This is a genomic window from Erwinia sp. 1181_3 (genome assembly GCF_052824965.1).
Genome location: NZ_VTDE01000004.1, coordinates 1 through 15,199, shown reverse-complemented (window position 1 = coordinate 15,199; position 15,199 = coordinate 1). Strand labels below are relative to the sequence as shown.

At 57.4% G+C, this 15,199-nt stretch carries 13 protein-coding genes; 5 read left to right on the top strand and 8 right to left on the bottom strand.

Annotated features, from left to right (window positions below; translation table 11 throughout):
* Positions 1 to 4: 4 nt before the first annotated feature.
* The gene (locus tag FY046_RS11960) at positions 5 to 1,729 is read right to left on the bottom strand and encodes an SgrR family transcriptional regulator (RefSeq protein ID WP_159336617.1); all 1,725 of its coding nucleotides are present in this window, start codon (positions 1,727 to 1,729) and stop codon (positions 5 to 7) included.
* Between the two features lie 169 nt (positions 1,730 to 1,898).
* Here FY046_RS11960 and FY046_RS11955 point away from each other — a divergent pair, with 169 nt between their 5' ends.
* Both FY046_RS11955 and FY046_RS11950 read left to right on the top strand, forming a co-directional pair.
* Positions 1,899 to 2,603, top strand: a complete 705-nt coding sequence (locus FY046_RS11955) for a ribulose-phosphate 3-epimerase (RefSeq protein WP_446186070.1) — start codon at positions 1,899 to 1,901, stop codon at positions 2,601 to 2,603.
* A 52-nt stretch (positions 2,604 to 2,655) separates the two neighbouring features.
* On the top strand, positions 2,656 to 4,590 hold the full coding sequence (locus tag FY046_RS11950) for a PTS fructose transporter subunit IIABC (protein ID WP_167864907.1): 1,935 nt from the start codon (positions 2,656 to 2,658) through the stop codon (positions 4,588 to 4,590).
* A gap of 40 nt (positions 4,591 to 4,630) precedes the next feature.
* On the opposite strand, the gene FY046_RS11945 is transcribed toward FY046_RS11950, so the two are convergent.
* Positions 4,631 to 5,464 carry an SDR family oxidoreductase gene (locus FY046_RS11945; protein WP_159336615.1) on the bottom strand — a complete coding sequence of 278 codons (834 nt, stop codon included), beginning with the start codon at positions 5,462 to 5,464 and terminating at the stop codon, positions 4,631 to 4,633.
* 93 nt (positions 5,465 to 5,557) lie between these two features.
* Between FY046_RS11945 and FY046_RS11940 the strand changes: the two genes are divergently transcribed.
* A complete protein-coding gene (locus tag FY046_RS11940) occupies positions 5,558 to 6,481 on the top strand; it encodes a LysR family transcriptional regulator (RefSeq protein ID WP_431021756.1) in 924 nt (307 codons plus the stop codon).
* Here FY046_RS11940 and yghX read toward each other — a convergent pair.
* The 5 genes from yghX to FY046_RS11915 form a co-directional block, all read right to left on the bottom strand.
* Complete coding sequence (gene yghX, locus FY046_RS11935; protein ID WP_133842001.1) at positions 6,462 to 7,349, bottom strand: YghX family hydrolase; 888 nt, start codon at positions 7,347 to 7,349, stop codon at positions 6,462 to 6,464. The two genes, FY046_RS11940 and yghX, sit on opposite strands and share 20 nt — an antisense overlap.
* A 77-nt stretch (positions 7,350 to 7,426) precedes the next feature.
* Positions 7,427 to 8,371, bottom strand: coding sequence for an aliphatic sulfonate ABC transporter substrate-binding protein (locus tag FY046_RS11930; protein ID WP_133842000.1), 945 nt, complete (start codon positions 8,369 to 8,371; stop codon positions 7,427 to 7,429).
* A complete protein-coding gene (locus FY046_RS11925; protein ID WP_339506291.1) occupies positions 8,368 to 9,240 on the bottom strand; it encodes an ABC transporter substrate-binding protein in 873 nt (290 codons plus the stop codon). The genes FY046_RS11930 and FY046_RS11925 overlap by 4 nt, the downstream gene beginning before the upstream one ends.
* Complete coding sequence (locus tag FY046_RS11920) at positions 9,237 to 10,385, bottom strand: LLM class flavin-dependent oxidoreductase (RefSeq protein ID WP_446186069.1); 1,149 nt, start codon at positions 10,383 to 10,385, stop codon at positions 9,237 to 9,239. The genes FY046_RS11925 and FY046_RS11920 overlap by 4 nt, the downstream gene beginning before the upstream one ends.
* Positions 10,386 to 10,551: 166 nt before the next feature.
* Positions 10,552 to 11,214, bottom strand: a complete 663-nt coding sequence (locus FY046_RS11915; protein WP_133841997.1) for a DUF3313 domain-containing protein — start codon at positions 11,212 to 11,214, stop codon at positions 10,552 to 10,554.
* A gap of 110 nt (positions 11,215 to 11,324) precedes the next feature.
* On the opposite strand from FY046_RS11915, the gene FY046_RS11910 reads away from it, so the two are divergent.
* On the top strand, positions 11,325 to 11,939 hold the full coding sequence (locus FY046_RS11910) for a TetR/AcrR family transcriptional regulator (protein WP_133841996.1): 615 nt from the start codon (positions 11,325 to 11,327) through the stop codon (positions 11,937 to 11,939).
* A 30-nt stretch (positions 11,940 to 11,969) separates the two neighbouring features.
* The gene (locus FY046_RS11905) at positions 11,970 to 12,257 is read left to right on the top strand and encodes a SelT/SelW/SelH family protein (protein ID WP_133841995.1); all 288 of its coding nucleotides are present in this window, start codon (positions 11,970 to 11,972) and stop codon (positions 12,255 to 12,257) included.
* Between the two features lie 98 nt (positions 12,258 to 12,355).
* Here the strand turns inward: FY046_RS11905 and FY046_RS11900 are convergent, their stop codons facing one another.
* Entirely contained in the window at positions 12,356 to 14,737 is a 2,382-nt protein-coding gene (locus FY046_RS11900) for a TonB-dependent receptor domain-containing protein (RefSeq protein ID WP_446186068.1), read from the bottom strand.
* Positions 14,738 to 15,199: the final 462 nt, after the last annotated feature.

The following is a 15,199-nucleotide window of genomic DNA, read 5'->3' as shown; positions in this document are numbered from 1 at the left end:
CAGATTACTCAATCCACAGCTGGCTGAAGTCTGGCCAGCCTAACGTACTGAGATCGCGCCAGGTAAAGGCAGAGTCCGATTCGTAATCCAGCCAGTGATGGAACAGCGGCAACAGCCAGCGCTGCTGGGTGATGCGCATAAACCAGCGGGCGATGGCGGGCATAAAGCGCTCGTTCTCGTGCTGGCTGTATTGCTGGATCAGCAGATGCAGGCTCTGCGTCATCTCCTGCGGCAGATGTTTTAACACCGGGTCCGGGATCATCCAGCTCAGGGCCGAATAAATATCGTCGAAGTCGATCATAAAGTTGCTCAGCCACAGATCGGCCCCTTCCACTTTCCCGCTCATAAACTCCAGCCAGCTGACCTGTTTGATCTGGCAGCTGATGCCATGCTGCTGAAGGATAGCGACAATGCCACGCGCCAGCTCACTCAGCTCCGGTTGTTCAAAAGTGGCCAGCACCAGCGGGCGATTATTGCCAAAGGAGGGGTTCGGCTGGCCGTAATCGATAATACGGTGGTTCCAGTCCGGCAGCATCCCGGTGGCATAAGCCAGCGCCGTTGAGTAGTTTGGCGTCAGCTGGCTGCGGCGCAGAATATCCAGCGGTTGCAGCACCTCATTGAGAAAACGCCGCCAGTGCATATCCGCGCAGTGACCTTCACTGTCAATCAGAAGGAAACAGCCGCCCTGCTCCAGCTTGCGTTCGGTGGGCTTATTGATCGACTCGGCCTGATGCGTATGCAGCAGCGTGATAAAGCTCATGTTCAGCTCCTGCGTATCGAAGCGATAGACATTCACCTCGTCGATCATCGGCCTGCTCTGGTGGTAGTGACTGTTGCGCCGCAGACAGAGAACGGTATCGCTATGCTCGCTGATGCAAAACGGGCCGCTGCACAACCACTGACCATTACGCGTTTTGAATAGCCGCGCGGCCAGTACCGAAAGCAGACCGGGGAAGTTTTCCAGTGGCCGCTGTAGCAGAAAGCTTAGTTTCAATTCACCATCGAGTGAAATCTCGCTGATATCGCTAAACAGAGCGCGAAATTGCGCCGAATGGCGGGCATGTTCAAGGCAGCGGCGTACCTCATCCGCATTGATTTTACTGCCGTCTGAAAAGTGCAGGTTTTTACGCAGAAAAAACTGCCACTGAGTAAAGCTGTCGTTGTGCAACCAGTAGTGCGCCAGGTCCGGCACCACCGCACGCTGAAAGGGATCGTAACGCGTCAGGCCGCTAAAGCACTGGCGGATCAGGTGGCGCTCGGTGCGACGCTGCGGCAGCAGCGGATTCAGCCCGTCAATCGCCCGGTAATACGGGATTTTAAGCTGCACTTCATCGTTGGTGATAAAGGTGCCGAAATTATCGCGGATCAGATCTTTGATCTTCGGACTGCTGCCGCCGACCATTTTCAGCGCTTTATCGAACTGGCTGTGCTCCAGTAAGTCGCTGAGATTGTGCTGTTGCAGCGCCTGCGGGGTGATCAAAAAGCGTAACGAAGAGCGTTTTCCCCGACCGCGCTGGGGCTGCCAGTCTATCCACCCTGATTCCCGCATCCGGCTTAACAGAATGCGCGCATTACGCGGCGTACTGCTCAGGGCATGTGCCACTTCATCCACCTGCAAATGCGCAACATCATGCGCGGCGTAAAGCATATAGAGTCGCTGAAAATGCTCACCCAGTGCGGCCATCATCTTACCTGTTTTGCTGTTTTTTCCTATTTTAGGGCAAGACATGTTGCCTGACTGTGATCGTATTCATATTCATTTCCGGTTTTAACGAAAACCGGAAATGAATTTATCCGTGGCGCTGTGTTTTTAAGCGACAGCAAAAAATCAATGATGAAGATAAGGCGGGTCAGCCTGTTGGCCCGAATTAATCGACTCTGTGAACAAGGACATGATGATGACCACAACCCCACGTACCCACTGCCTGCAACAGCTGCCTACTGACCGCCTCCTGGCTGAAATGTCGGTATGGTCAGCCGACCTCGCCCATCTGGCCGATGACATCACTCGCGTCGATGAACTGGCGGATATCTACCATGTTGACGTTGCTGACGGCCACTTTACCCCCTCAATGCTGTTTTTCCCGGACCTGGTGGCGGCGCTGCGCAAGGTCACCACCAAACCGCTGCATGTTCACCTGATGGTATCCGACGCGATCCTGCTGGAGCAGATCGACCAGTTTGCCGAGGCCGGTGCCGATATCATCTCGATTCAGGGGGAAAATCAGCCCATCGAACAGGCGCTGGCGCGGATTGAGCACCACGGCTGTGCCGCCGGGATGGTGTTGCAACTGCATACCCCGGTCAGCGATTTAACGCCGTATCTCTCCCGCCTGGCGTTTGTCACCCTGCTCGGCACGCGCATGGGAGTCAAAGGTCAGGGACTGGCCGATGAGGCTCACGACCGGCTGCAACAGGCACGCCGTCTGATCCAGGATTCCCCTGCGCAGCAACACATCTTCCTCGCGGCCGATGGTGCCATCCGTGAACATACCGTGCCGGAACTGCGTCGCAGCGGAGCGGATACCGTGGTCATGGGATCGCTGGCGTTTAATGCCCCCGACTACCCGGCCACTATGAACTGGATACGCACCCTGCCGTAAGTCACCCGATCTTATTGCTGTACCCCCTACTGACCGACCGAGAGGCTGCATAATGATTAACACACTTATAAATGAAACATTAATCTGCCTTGATTTACACGCCACCCGCAAAGAGCAGGTGTTCAGCGAGATGGCTGAACTGCTGTTCCGTGCCGGCAATATTACGGATAAAGCGCAGTTTATTGCCGATGTGCAGGCGCGCGAAGCCATTGCGAACACCGGGTTTGAAGATGGGATTGCCATTCCTCATGCAAAAAGTGCCGCGGTGAAACACCCCGCCGTCGCTATCGGCATCAGCCGTCAGGGCATCGATTATGGTGCTGAAGACGGCCAGCCCAGCCGCCTGTTCTTTATGATCGCCTCGCCTGAGCAGGGTGCCGACCACCATATCGAAGTGCTGGCGGCATTCTCCGGGAAGTTTATTGAGGACGGTTTCAGTGAACGTCTGCTGGCCGCCGACAGCCCGGCGGCCGTCATGGCGCTGCTGACCGCCCCCACGCAGACGTCTGCGTCCACGGTTACCGCAACCAAAGGCTTGCTGATCGGCGTTACCGGCTGCCCGACCGGGATCGCGCACACTTACCTGGCGGCGGAAGCGCTGGAACAGGGAGCACGTGAACTGGGTTACCAGATTATTGTCGAAACCAACGGCTCCATCGGCGTGCGTAACAGCCCGACGGCACAGCAAATTGCCGAGGCCGACGCCATTCTGGTGTGCAGTGATAAACAGGTGGAGATGGCGCGTTTTGCCGGGAAGAAGCTGATTCAAACCCCGGTCAAAGCCCCGATTAAAGCTGCGCAGCAGGTGATCCGCCAGGGGCTGGAAGCCCCGTTGTATCAGGCTGATAAATCTTCCGGCAGCAGCAGCGCGGCTGCGCAGCCTTCAGGACGCAGCGATATCTACCGTTTTCTGATGAACGGCGTGTCGCATATGATCCCCTTTGTGGTCACCGGTGGGCTGATGATCGCTCTGTCGCTGGCCATTGGCGGCCAGCCCGGCCCTTCCGGCATGAGTATTCCCGAAGGCAGTATCTGGCAGTCGGTGCTGGATGTCGGTGTGGTGGCCTTCAAACTGATGATCCCGATCCTTTCCGCCTATATCGCTTACGCTATCGGCGACCGCTCCGCGCTGGCCCCCGGTTTTATCGGCGGCTGGATTGCCAATACTGGCAGTTTCTACGGCGCAGAAGCGGGAACCGGGTTTATCGGTGCGATCCTCGCCGGGCTGATTGTGGGCTATGTGGTGCGCTGGCTGGCTACACGCCGTTACCCCAAAATGGTACAACCGCTCGTACCGATCCTGATCGTTCCCCTTACGGGTACGCTGTTTATTGCCGGGCTGTTTATTTTTGTGATTGGCGCACCGATTTCCAGCGCCATGACCGGAATGAATCATCTGCTGGTGTCGCTGAATGGCAGTAGCCTGGTGCTGCTGGGTATTGTGATAGGCGGCATGGCCGGGTTTGATATGGGCGGGCCGGTGAATAAAGTCGCCTTCCTGTTCTGCCTGAGCATGCTGACGGCAGGCCATGCGGAGTATATGGGCGCAATTACCTGCGCCATTCCGGTAGCCCCGCTGGGGATGGGTCTGGCCACGTTCCTGTCCCGTAAGCTGTCGCTGTTTGCCGGTGAAGAGAATGAAGCCGGTAAAGCCTCGTTTGCGATGGGTCTGGTGGGTATTTCTGAAGGGGCCATTCCGTTTGCGGCACGCGACCCGCTTAGCGTGATCCCGGCTAACGTGATCGGCAGTATGGCGGCAGCGGTGATGGCGTTCCAGTTGGGCATCACCAATCAGGTTGCGCACGGCGGGCCAATTGTGGTCCTGCTGGGCGCGATGAACAAACCGTCACTGGCCCTGCTGACCATGTTTACCGGTGCTCTGCTGACGGCGGTAATTGCCATTGCGGTGAAATATATGCGCGTGAAGGCGGCACAGAATAAGCGCGCCGTCACCACAGCCTCCATGCAAAAATCCGCCACCCACTAACCCCCCCGACAGAGCGAGCCGGAAGGCTCGCTCTGCATGGTCAGCCCTGTTTATCAACGCTGAATGCGATGTCTTTCGTTGCGTCAAGCACCTGCAAACGCGAGGTCAGCGCTTCCCGAATAGAGTGATACGCCTTGCTGCCCAGCGCCAGACGAAACGGCGGGTTATCGAGATCCGCTGCGGCAATAATCGCCTCCACGGTTTTTTTCGCATCACCATTAATCGCAATGCTGCCATCGGCAATCCCCCGCCGCACGGCTCCTGCGGGTGTGTTGTCGTAGCACGCCATCGGTTCAGCGATATCAATCCCGGTGACAAACGGTGTATCGGTCGGCCCCGGTTCGGCTAGCAGGAAATCGATACCGAACGGCGCAACCTCCTGCGCGACGGACTCAATAAACCCTTCAATCCCCCATTTACTGGCGTGATAAAGGCTGAAATTAGGCCAGGCGATTTGCCCACCCTCCGAAGAAATTTGCACAATCCGCCCTCCTCCCTGTTGGCGCAGAAACGGCAATGCGGTGCGGATCAGCTGCACTGAACTGGTGAGGTTGGTGGCGATTTGCCGTGCGATCTGCGCGTCACTGACCTCCTCCGCTGCGCCAAACAGCCCGTAGCCTGCGTTACTGACCAGCACATCGATACGCCCGGCGCGGTCGAAGGCCTGCTGTATCACCGTGCGCATCGTGGCGGTATCCGTGACATCCAGCAGCACGACCGAGAGCTGTTCTCCCCAGCGGGCTAACAGATCGTCCAGCGGGCCGTGCCTGCGCAGGGTGGCAATCACGCGGTCGCCCCGCTGCAGCAGGCGTTCTGTCATCAGACGCCCCAGGCCTGTCGAGGTGCCGGTAATAAACCATGTTTTGTTGCTCATCGCTGCTCTCCATCAATGTTGTTTACTCACCCGCACAGCTTATGGCACGCTGACAGGCATGATAAGACTCAACAATTGGCATGAAGAGGTGAAATGAAATCACCAATACGAACCCCCTCGATCTCTGATCTCAAAGCCTTTATCGCCGTGGCAGAGCAACGCAGTTTTCGCCGGGCGGCAGAATTATCAGGCGTCACGCGCTCAACCTTGAGTCATGCTATTCGCGGGCTGGAAGAGCGCCTTGGCGTGCGCCTGCTGCACCGCACCACGCGCAGCGTGGCATTGACCGATGCCGGAGAAAAGCTGCTGCGGCGCATTACACCCCACCTCAACGGGCTGGAGCAGGCGCTTGAGGAGGTAGCGGATGCTCAGGGACAATTACTGGGAACGCTGCGGATTAACGGCGGTGAAGAGGCGATTCAGCAGCTACTGATGACCGTCATCCCGGAGTATCAGGCACGTTATCCGGGTGTGGAGCTGGATCTGGTGGTGGATGGCAGGCTGGTGGACATTGTGGCACAGGGGTTTGATGCAGGGATCCGGCTGGCGGAGGATGTGGCCGCCGATATGATCGCCGTGCGTTTTGGTGAGGATATCCGGTTTGTTGCCGTGGCCTCACCCGCCTATCTGGCGCAGCATCCGGCCCCCGGCGTGCCCGATGATCTGGCACAGCATCGCTGCATTCGCCAGCGTCTGCCCGGCGGCAGGCGTTATCGCTGGGAATTTTCGCGCCACGGGCAGCAGGTTGCGCTGGATGTTCCCGGCACGCTGACGCTGAACAGCTCAGCCCTGATGGCCGGAGCCGCCCTCCAGGGGCTGGGGATCGCCTATGTGCCAGAAAGCCATGTGCGGGAAGCGCTCAATCAGGGCACGCTGGTCAGGGTACTGGAGGCATGGTGCCCGCCAGTCCCTGGTTTATGCCTCTATTTCCCGGCGAATCGCCATATGCCCGTCAGCCTGAGGGCGCTGGTAGATATGATCAAACGCCAGAGTCCGGTTACACCAGATACTGTTTAAACCAGGCGATGGTTCTCTCCCACGCCAGATCTGCCGCCGCTTTGTCATAACGCGGCGTCGAATCATTATGAAAACCGTGGTTCACGCCTTTATACACATAGCCTTCGTAGACTTTATGATGCTCTTTCAGCGCAGCTTCATAGGCCGGCCAGCCCTCGGTAATCCGTGTATCCAGCTCCGCATAATGCAGTAGCAGCGGCGCTTTGATTTTGGCCACATCTTCCGCTTTCGGCTGGCGACCATAAAACGGCACGGCAGCGCCCAGTTCGGGATAGGCCACGGCCGCCGCATTCGCCACCCCGCCGCCATAACAGAAGCCGGTTATGCCCACTTTGCCGCTGGCACCATCGTGCTGCATCAGAAACTCAATCGCCGCAAAAAAGTCGTTCATCAGCTTTGTCGGGTCAATCTGCTGTTGCAGCTCGCGCCCTTTCTCATCATTGCCCGGATAGCCGCCAACCGAACTCAATCCGTCCGGGGCCAGCGCAATAAAGCCGGCTTTCGCCACCCGCCGCGCCACATCCTCGATATACGGGTTCAGCCCGCGATTTTCATGCACCACCACCACTGCAGGCACCTTCCCCGTGACTTTCGCCGGACGGACGAGGTAACCCTTCACGCTCCCGTGTCCCTGCGGGGACGGGTAGTGAATATACTCCGCGAGAATATCGGGATCGGTAAACTCAACCTGCTGCGCATAGGCATAATTCGGCGTCAGTAAGGTGCCGAGTGCCGCCGCCGACAGGCCACCGACAACAAACTTCGCCGCGATATCCAGAAACTCACGTTTCGTGATTTTACCGTGTACATAGAAGTCAAAATATTCGAGCAGTTCAGGAGGGAAATCTTTTGCCGTCATACGTGTCATTAGCCAGGCTCCGTACGGTGCATAAAACGTGGGGCCGACGTTGCTGGTCGGCCCGGTTTGGCAGGATAGCGCGTGAGTTACAGTTCCACGCTGTGACCCTGAATATCAGGAATAGCCTTAATCAGCCCCTGTTGCAAGTACCACTCAGCAACATGCTGAATATGCTGGCGCTGCTCTGCCCCTACTGACGACAGCGGAACAGTATTGACCTCGCCCAGCCGATCGCCCAGCCCTTCGCCCAGACGGCCCATCTGTTGTGCCCAGATTTTCCCGGCTTCATGCGGGTGCGCTTTGGCCCAGACATTCTGCTCTTTCATCACCTGCCAGACGATCTTCACCACGTCCGGATGCTGGCGGTTAAACTGCTCAGTGACAAAGTAACCCACGGCGTTCTCCGATCCCAGCTGTTTGCCATTGGTCAGCAGACGCCCTTCGTAGCTCTGACGCGCCAGCGACAGGAACGGGTCCCACACCGCCCAGGCATCCACATGACCGCCGACAAAGGCACTGCCGCTGTCCGTCGGCGTCAGGTACTCTTTCTGTACTTCGCTCTCTTTGATCCCGGCCGTCTGCAACGCGCGTGACAGCAGATACTCTCCCGTGCCACCCTTGTTCACCGCCACTTTTTTACCGCGCAGGTCCGCCAGCGTTTTCAGCGTGGAATCGTTGCGCACCACAATGCCTTCTCCATCAGGCGACATCGCCTGATAACCAAAGAACACCAGCGGCAGCCCGGCGGCAATGGCGGTGACAAAGGCCGTGGAGCTGCCGGTGGTCATATCAATGGCATTGGCATTCATTGCTTCATAGGCGGGTGCCGCTGATGAGAACGGCCCTGCCCATTCCAGTTTTACGTTGTGCGCAGCCAGCGCTTTTTCCAGGCTGCCATTCTCTTTCGCCAGCGCCAGGTCGGTCGGTGCCCGTAAAAAACCTATTCTCAGTGTGATCTCGTCTGCGGCCTGCGCCGTCATTGTTACGCCTAACGCCGCAGCGACCAGCCAGCGCAGCACTCCCTTATTCATGCCTGTACTCCATTGTCGAGCGCAACGTTAATCCGCAGCGCCTGGGTGATAAATCGGGCGGCCAACAGATCGTCGGCCTGCTGTTGCTGCTCTGCCAGCAGTTCCGGGGTCACCCGGTGAATGCCCCACGGGCGGGATCGAATAGTCGAGAGCCAGCTGGTGACGCTGAGTGAGCCGGGAAGATGCCGATGGATCAGCTCCGCGGCCTGCTGACTGTTGCTGGCGATCCAGCGGTCATTCTCGGCCAGTACCGTCAGCAGGATTTCCGCCTGCTGCGCAGACTGATGCAGCCAGCGTTCACGGCACCAGAACAGGGAACGGTTGCGGATCACCTCGCCCACCTGAACAAGGCAGCGCACCTTTTTAGCATCCTGTGCCGCGGTTAGCCAGGGATCGATAGCCGCCCACAAATCCACCCGTCCCTCGCGCAGCGCACGGGCAGACTCACTGCCGTTAAGGTCAACCAGCTGGATATCGTCCAGTGTCAGCCCGTTCTGCAACAGCAGCCGGGCGAGGAAATGGTCGGTAAACGATCCTTTCATGCAGGCGATGCGCGCGCCTTTGAGATCGCTGGCGCTCTGACGCGGCCCGTCTTTCATCCCGAGCAGCGCGCAGTTTGCCGTCCGGTCGGGTGAGGCCGCCAGATAGGCCACGTCCAGACCGTTGCCCTGTGCCAGCAGCGGCGGCGTGGACCCGGTGCCGACGACATCCAGCCGTTGTTCTGCCAGAAAAGTGGCACTGTCGCCCCCATGCAGATAATCCGTCCAGACCACGCCGCCCTGCGCTGCCAGTGCCGTTTCCAGCACGCCGCGATGGCGCAGAATAAACAGTGAAAGATTGTTCGGGTGACTGCCAATACGTAACGTCATCCACGATCCTCCTGCTGCCCCACCGGGCTGTCCCACAGGTTGCTCCAGGTGAAGGTATTACCGGAATCATCAGCCACGTGCGTCACCGCGGGCGCGTCCAGCGACAGACGCGGTAACACCAGCTGGCTGAAGCGTTGTGCTTCCTCCACCAGCGGGAAACCGGACAGGATAAACACCTCTACGCCGGCCTGCTGATAGTCACGCAGTACGCGTTCAACGGTTTCCGGGCTGCCGACAATCGCGGTACCCGGCCCCGGACGGACCAGACCGATGCCAGCCCACAGATTCGGGTAAATCTCCAGCTCACGCGGGTTTTCCGGGCGGGCGTTATTGTGCAGTGCGCTCATGCGTGCCTGACCGACAGAATCCGATCCGGCGGCCAGCGCGTGGCAGGCAGCAATCGCTTTATCGTCCATTGAACGGTACAGCTCCTCCACCGCCTGCCACGCGGCTTCATCCGTTTCCCGCAGGATCACATACAGACGAATGCCAAAGCGCAGCGTGCGCTGATGCTGAAGCGCTTTCTGTTTCACGGCGGCAATTTTCTCTGCGGCCTGCGGCGGCGTTTCACCCCAGGAGAGATAGGTATCAATATGTTTTGCCGCAACGTCCTGCGCTGCCTCCGATGAACCGCCGAACCATAGCGCAGGCGGTGGGTAGCCACCGTTGCCCAGCGCCAGACGGGCGTTGCTGATATGCAGGTGTTCACCTTCGAAATCCACCGTCTGTTCTGCCAGCAACGGCTTCAGCACTGTAAGAAACTCATCGCTTAACTGGTAGCGCTGGTCGTGTTCAAGATGCAGACCATACGCACCCAGGGTATTTTTATCGCCGCTCACCACATTGAGCAGCACGCGTCCCTGGGAGAACTGGTTGAACGTCACCGCCATTTTGGCCAGCAGCGTGGGGGAAACCAGCCCGGGTTGGATCGCGATCAGGAACTTCATCCGTTGCGTCAGCGGGATCAGCGAAGCCCCGACAATCCAGGGATCGTGCGCGCCGGTGGCCAATAGCGCGCCGGTAAACCCCAGATTATCCACCGCCTGCGCCACTTCCTGAAACCAGGCATAGTCGATTTTGCGACTGCCGGAGGCGGTCCAGGGCTGCGGCCCGTCGGGGGCGGTGAGATACCAGTAGATTTCCATTAAGGCTTCCTTCTTTTTTTTGCCTGAAGTAAACGACAGCAATAACAAAGCCGCACAGACAGAACAAAGAAGAAATCGGGGAAAGTTCAGCGTTAAAAAGCATTTAGAAAAAAAGCGGCTCTGCGGCCGCTTCTGTTTCCGGGTATTTCCTGGTGTTGACGTCAGACTATTTCAGCACAGCCAGCAGCTGGTCAGCCCCTTTATCAATGCCCACTTTAGCGGCCGACAGGGAACCAAAGCTGGCCCCGACATTCATTGCATTAGGATACTGTTTCGTCACCCAGGCCTGTAATAACTGGTTATTGTCGGCCTGATAGATCTCAACGGCATAGCTGACTGAGCCGTTCATCAGCCCTTCCCGCCCACGCACCGCCTGCACAATATTGTACGGCCCACCCGCCAGATCGAACTTGGTGAACGTTCCCAGAACCGGCGTGGTGGTCTCGGCTCCGGTAAGCGTCAGCTTAATGCGCAGCGCCTGTGGCGAGGGATGCTGGCTGGGTGAAAACCGGGTTTTCAGCACCTCGTTGCAGCGCTGGTACAGATAATCGGCCAGCTCCTGACGATCGGCCTGGCTGAGATCGCCAAACTGATTATCCGCGCCCTGATAGACGATGACCGGATCCACCGTCACTGTGGTGTATTTTTTCCAGTCGACCTGGCCTGCGGTGCGCCACGGCTGGCGATAGGCATCCTCACCGCTGTTAGGCCGCAGCTGTTCAGCAGACGATAACCCGGCATAACGTGGCGGCTGCGTGCCCGCACAGCCTGCCAGTATTAGCGAGAGGAGTAATAAAGACGATGTAAAAACCTGGCGTTGAGTGAACATAAGAATACCCTTTTTTATAAGTGAACCGTACTGTACGGTATATTTATGCCTTGGCAGGATTTTTCTGTCAATAAAATGTACACTCGGGTTTATTTTTCGCGGGAGAGCCGATGAAAGTCCGAACTGAAGCACGCCGTGAGGCAATCGTGGAAGCTGCCGCACAGCTTTTCCAGGAGATGGGTTACGAGCGCGCATCCATGAATGAGCTGTCAAAGCGCCTTGGCGGCTCCAAAGCCACGCTGTATAACTATTTTCCCTCGAAAGAGGAGCTGTTCAGCGCGGTGATCCGCACCTATGCCACTCAACATTTGACAGACGCCGCCAATGTACTTAACGATGCGGTGGCGAAAAGCGTGACGCTGGAAGAGAAACTACAGCGCTTTGGCGAGCAGATGTTGCAGGTGATGACCACGGATAATACCGCCCTGTCGGTTTATCGTATGGTGGTGGGGGAAGCCGGGCATTCCGATATGGGCATGCTGTTTTATGAATCCGGCCCGCGTGAGAGCGTGGAAAAACTGGCGCGGTTGTTCTCGTCAGCGATGGATAACGGCGCGCTGCGCCTCGGCGATCCGCAGGTACGCGCCTTGCAGTTTCTGGCACTGCTGACCGCTGAAATTGAAATCCGTATTTATCAGCGCACCGCTCCGCCAATGAGCGAGAAGCGGGTACGTGAAATGACAGCCTGCGCGGTCCGGATGTTTATGGCCGGGGCTGGAAAATAATCTTCTCAATACGATGGTGAGGTTACTTGCATGAGCCAATTACCGGTTGTCACGATCCAATATTGTTCCCAGTGCAACTGGATGCTGCGCGCCAGTTGGATGGCGCAGGAACTGCTGCATACCTTCAGTACCGATCTCGGTGCGGTTACCCTCATCCCCGGTACTGGCGGCGTGTATGAGATCACGGTAAATCAGCAGGTGATCTGGAACCGTAAAACCGATGACGGCTTTCCGGATGCCGCCGAGATCAAACGCCGCCTGCGCGCCGTCTGTTTCCCGGAGCGGGATTTGGGGCATATTGATCAGCACGCAAAATAAAGGGCTGACCAAAAAAGAAGGTCAGCCCCTACGCAATCCTGTACGGGGCGACCCTTTTTTCCGGTCGCCCCGTGCTGGTGTTAAGCATTTGCTTTACATCAGAAATCGACGTTCACACCTAACTGGAAGTTACGTCCTGGCTGGACGGCCAGTGAGCGATCGTTGATATCCACCTGAGTTTCCCCGGTCATATTACGGCTGCTGAGATAATCCCAATATTTACGATCGGTCAGGTTATATACTCCACCGCTTAGCTTCACGTTCTTCGTCACTTTCACCCAGGCCGTCATATCCACCATGCCGTAACCCGGCACGCGCGTATATTCCGTGGTGGCGTCCGTCAGCGCACCTCCGCTGTTCAGGTAGCTGTTGCGGTTGGTGCTCTGCGCCTGCTTCCCTTTAACAAAAGTCGCGGTGATCGCCGTACCAAAGCGCTGCGCCGGATCGTCAAACGCCACGCCAACCACGGCTTTCATCGGGGCCACGCTGTCGAGGTCAACATACTTGTCGCCATCATAGCGGGATTTGGCCTGGCCCTTGCTGTAGCCCAACGCAAAGGTGGTACTCAGGCCGTTAACCTGATCAAACCAGGTGCCATAGTTGATTTTGGTGCTGACTTCTCCGCCCCAGATATAGGCTTTATCACGGTTTTCTGCCTGATAGATAGTGGCTATATTCGCAGGAACATTGACGAATTTGTCCGGTGCCGTAGCGCGAGAATAACGGGTCGAGGCAATAAAGTTTTTATAGGTGTTATAGAACATCGCACCATGCAGCGTTACGCCTTCCGTTGCCTGGCCCTTCACGCCCCATTCAACGTTGTTACTGGTTTCCGTTTCCAGATCGGTATTGCCCAGCAAGGCATACTGACGGTTTCCGGCGTAGCTGGAACCGAGGTTCCATGAACCATACAGCTGGCTGGCGTTCGGGAACTGCGCGCCGCGCTTGTACTGCACGTAGGTCATCAGTTGCGGGGTAATATCATAGTTAAAGCTGATGGACGGCAGCAGCTGCGTATCGCTGTTGGTTTTTCCGTACAGCTTCTCTGCATCGGCAGGCGTCAGCACATCCGTGCCCGCGGCCATATTACCGAGGTTCTGCGGTTTGGTTGCCTGATGCGCAACACGCACGCCCGGCACCACAGAGAACGCATGACCATCAAGGTCAAACAGGATACTGTCCTGCACAAACGCGCCCAGCACCAGGGTACGGCTGTCACCCTCGGGTTTGGTGGTCATGCTGGTGCCGCTCTGTGCCGGAGACTGGCTGAACGGGCGTTCGGTTTCTGAAAGTCGCCCGTTGATCCCGGCCAGCAGATCGTGGCGACCCAGTGTCTTCGCCAGTTGGGCTTCGTAGCCGTACGTTTCCACGTTGTAATCAGAGTACACGCGCTGCATGGCACCCGCAGTGCCTAATGGCATCAGCGTATTGTCGTGTGCTTCAGTGTGCTGGTAATAAATTTTATTACTCAGGCTGTCGACCCAGTCGTTACCCGGTGTCCACTCATCTTTCAGGCTGACACCCCAGCGGCGGGTGTTGCTTTGCTGGTTCGCATCGCCCAGTAAGGTATTGCCGTCAGTAGCCCAGCTGTCATAGCGGCTGTGATTCACTTTGCTGTAAAAATCGACCGTTCCGGTCAGCTTGTGCTCATCGTTCGGCTGCCAGATAGCGGACGTCAGCAACGCGTCGGAGTGCCAGTTTTCCGGGTAAGCGTCAAGTTCATCGCTGTTATTACGGGTCTGCTGACCATCACGGCGGCTGTACACCATCAGACCACGCAGGGTTTCATCCCCGGCGGCAGCGGTGATGCCGTTATGCCAGCTGCGGCTGGAGGAGTCGTAATCGCTCTGGAAGCCAAACGCAGTGTGTTTGCCCGGCGTCAGATAATCATCGGCTGATTTCGGCAAGAAGGAGACGGTACCGCCCAGTGCGGTATTCGCACGTGACGTTATCGTTGCGCCAGATTCAATCTCGACGCGACCGTAGAGATAAGGGTCAATGTAGTCACGGCCGATGCCGAAGGTGTTCACCCCGGCACGGCTGGCGTAGCTGCGCCCGGTGGCTTCTGGCTGCGGGATGCCATCGACGTCAAGCGCCACGCGGTTACCTTCCAAGCCACGGATGTTATAGCCGGTGTAGCCGCCCCGGTCGAAGCCGCTTTTGCCCGTGGAAGAACCGCTGCTGCTGCCTACCGCGCCGATCAGCGGCTGGTAACGCATGATGGTGCCGAAGTTATTGCCACCACGCTGCTGCATATCGGCAGCATTAAGGGTGACTGAACTTCCTGCCACTTTCTTCACTTCTGGCGACAAGACGGTCATCACCGCATCATCCTGCGGCGTGTTTTGTTGGCGGGCTTTGGCGGACGATTCATCGGTCTGCTCAGCCGCGGTAAGCGGCGTGGAGACGGCGGCGGTGAACAGTGTCCCCACGACGAGAGACGTGTGCAGTAATCCCTGGCGGGATGAAAACTTAATCATGCGAAATACCTGCGATGTTATTATGGGTATTCGCTCAACAACGGCTTCAGGAATAGCAATTAGCAAAGCCCTGTGGCAGGGCAAACAACGTTTATAATTTGCGACATAATATATGAATGATAATCATTATCAACATTAATGTTGCATTAGATTACCGTTTCCTGCGTCATTATTTCTTTTGTCTTACAAATGTAGGGGATGACCTTTTTTTTGGTCGACCCGAAAAACAAGGTCAAGGTCAAGGTCAAGGTCAAGGTCAACGTCAAGGGCGTTTCGCTTTCCCGCTGCGCGGGCTGAGCGACCCAGGGCGGCCAGTCGCCGCCGCCCTGGGGACCCGGGCTTGCGGCAGGCGCATCGCCCGCTTAACGCGGGTTCCCTCAGTCAAGCGGCTTTCCTGCCGGACCGGGCGTGACGGGACATCCCTGTCCCGGCTCACCCTCTCGCCGACGTCCTGTCGGCTCA

Coding starts and splice junctions, on each gene's coding strand:
- FY046_RS11960 (WP_159336617.1), bottom strand. CDS start 1,729: ATGTCTTGCCCTAAAATAGGAAAAAACAGCAAAACAGGTAAGATGATG.
- FY046_RS11955 (WP_446186070.1), top strand. CDS start 1,899: ATGACCACAACCCCACGTACCCACTGCCTGCAACAGCTGCCTACTGAC.
- FY046_RS11950 (WP_167864907.1), top strand. CDS start 2,656: ATGATTAACACACTTATAAATGAAACATTAATCTGCCTTGATTTACAC.
- FY046_RS11945 (WP_159336615.1), bottom strand. CDS start 5,464: ATGAGCAACAAAACATGGTTTATTACCGGCACCTCGACAGGCCTGGGG.
- FY046_RS11940 (WP_431021756.1), top strand. CDS start 5,558: ATGAAATCACCAATACGAACCCCCTCGATCTCTGATCTCAAAGCCTTT.
- yghX (WP_133842001.1), bottom strand. CDS start 7,349: ATGACACGTATGACGGCAAAAGATTTCCCTCCTGAACTGCTCGAATAT.
- FY046_RS11930 (WP_133842000.1), bottom strand. CDS start 8,371: ATGAATAAGGGAGTGCTGCGCTGGCTGGTCGCTGCGGCGTTAGGCGTA.
- FY046_RS11925 (WP_339506291.1), bottom strand. CDS start 9,240: ATGACGTTACGTATTGGCAGTCACCCGAACAATCTTTCACTGTTTATT.
- FY046_RS11920 (WP_446186069.1), bottom strand. CDS start 10,385: ATGGAAATCTACTGGTATCTCACCGCCCCCGACGGGCCGCAGCCCTGG.
- FY046_RS11915 (WP_133841997.1), bottom strand. CDS start 11,214: ATGTTCACTCAACGCCAGGTTTTTACATCGTCTTTATTACTCCTCTCG.
- FY046_RS11910 (WP_133841996.1), top strand. CDS start 11,325: ATGAAAGTCCGAACTGAAGCACGCCGTGAGGCAATCGTGGAAGCTGCC.
- FY046_RS11905 (WP_133841995.1), top strand. CDS start 11,970: ATGAGCCAATTACCGGTTGTCACGATCCAATATTGTTCCCAGTGCAAC.
- FY046_RS11900 (WP_446186068.1), bottom strand. CDS start 14,737: ATGATTAAGTTTTCATCCCGCCAGGGATTACTGCACACGTCTCTCGTC.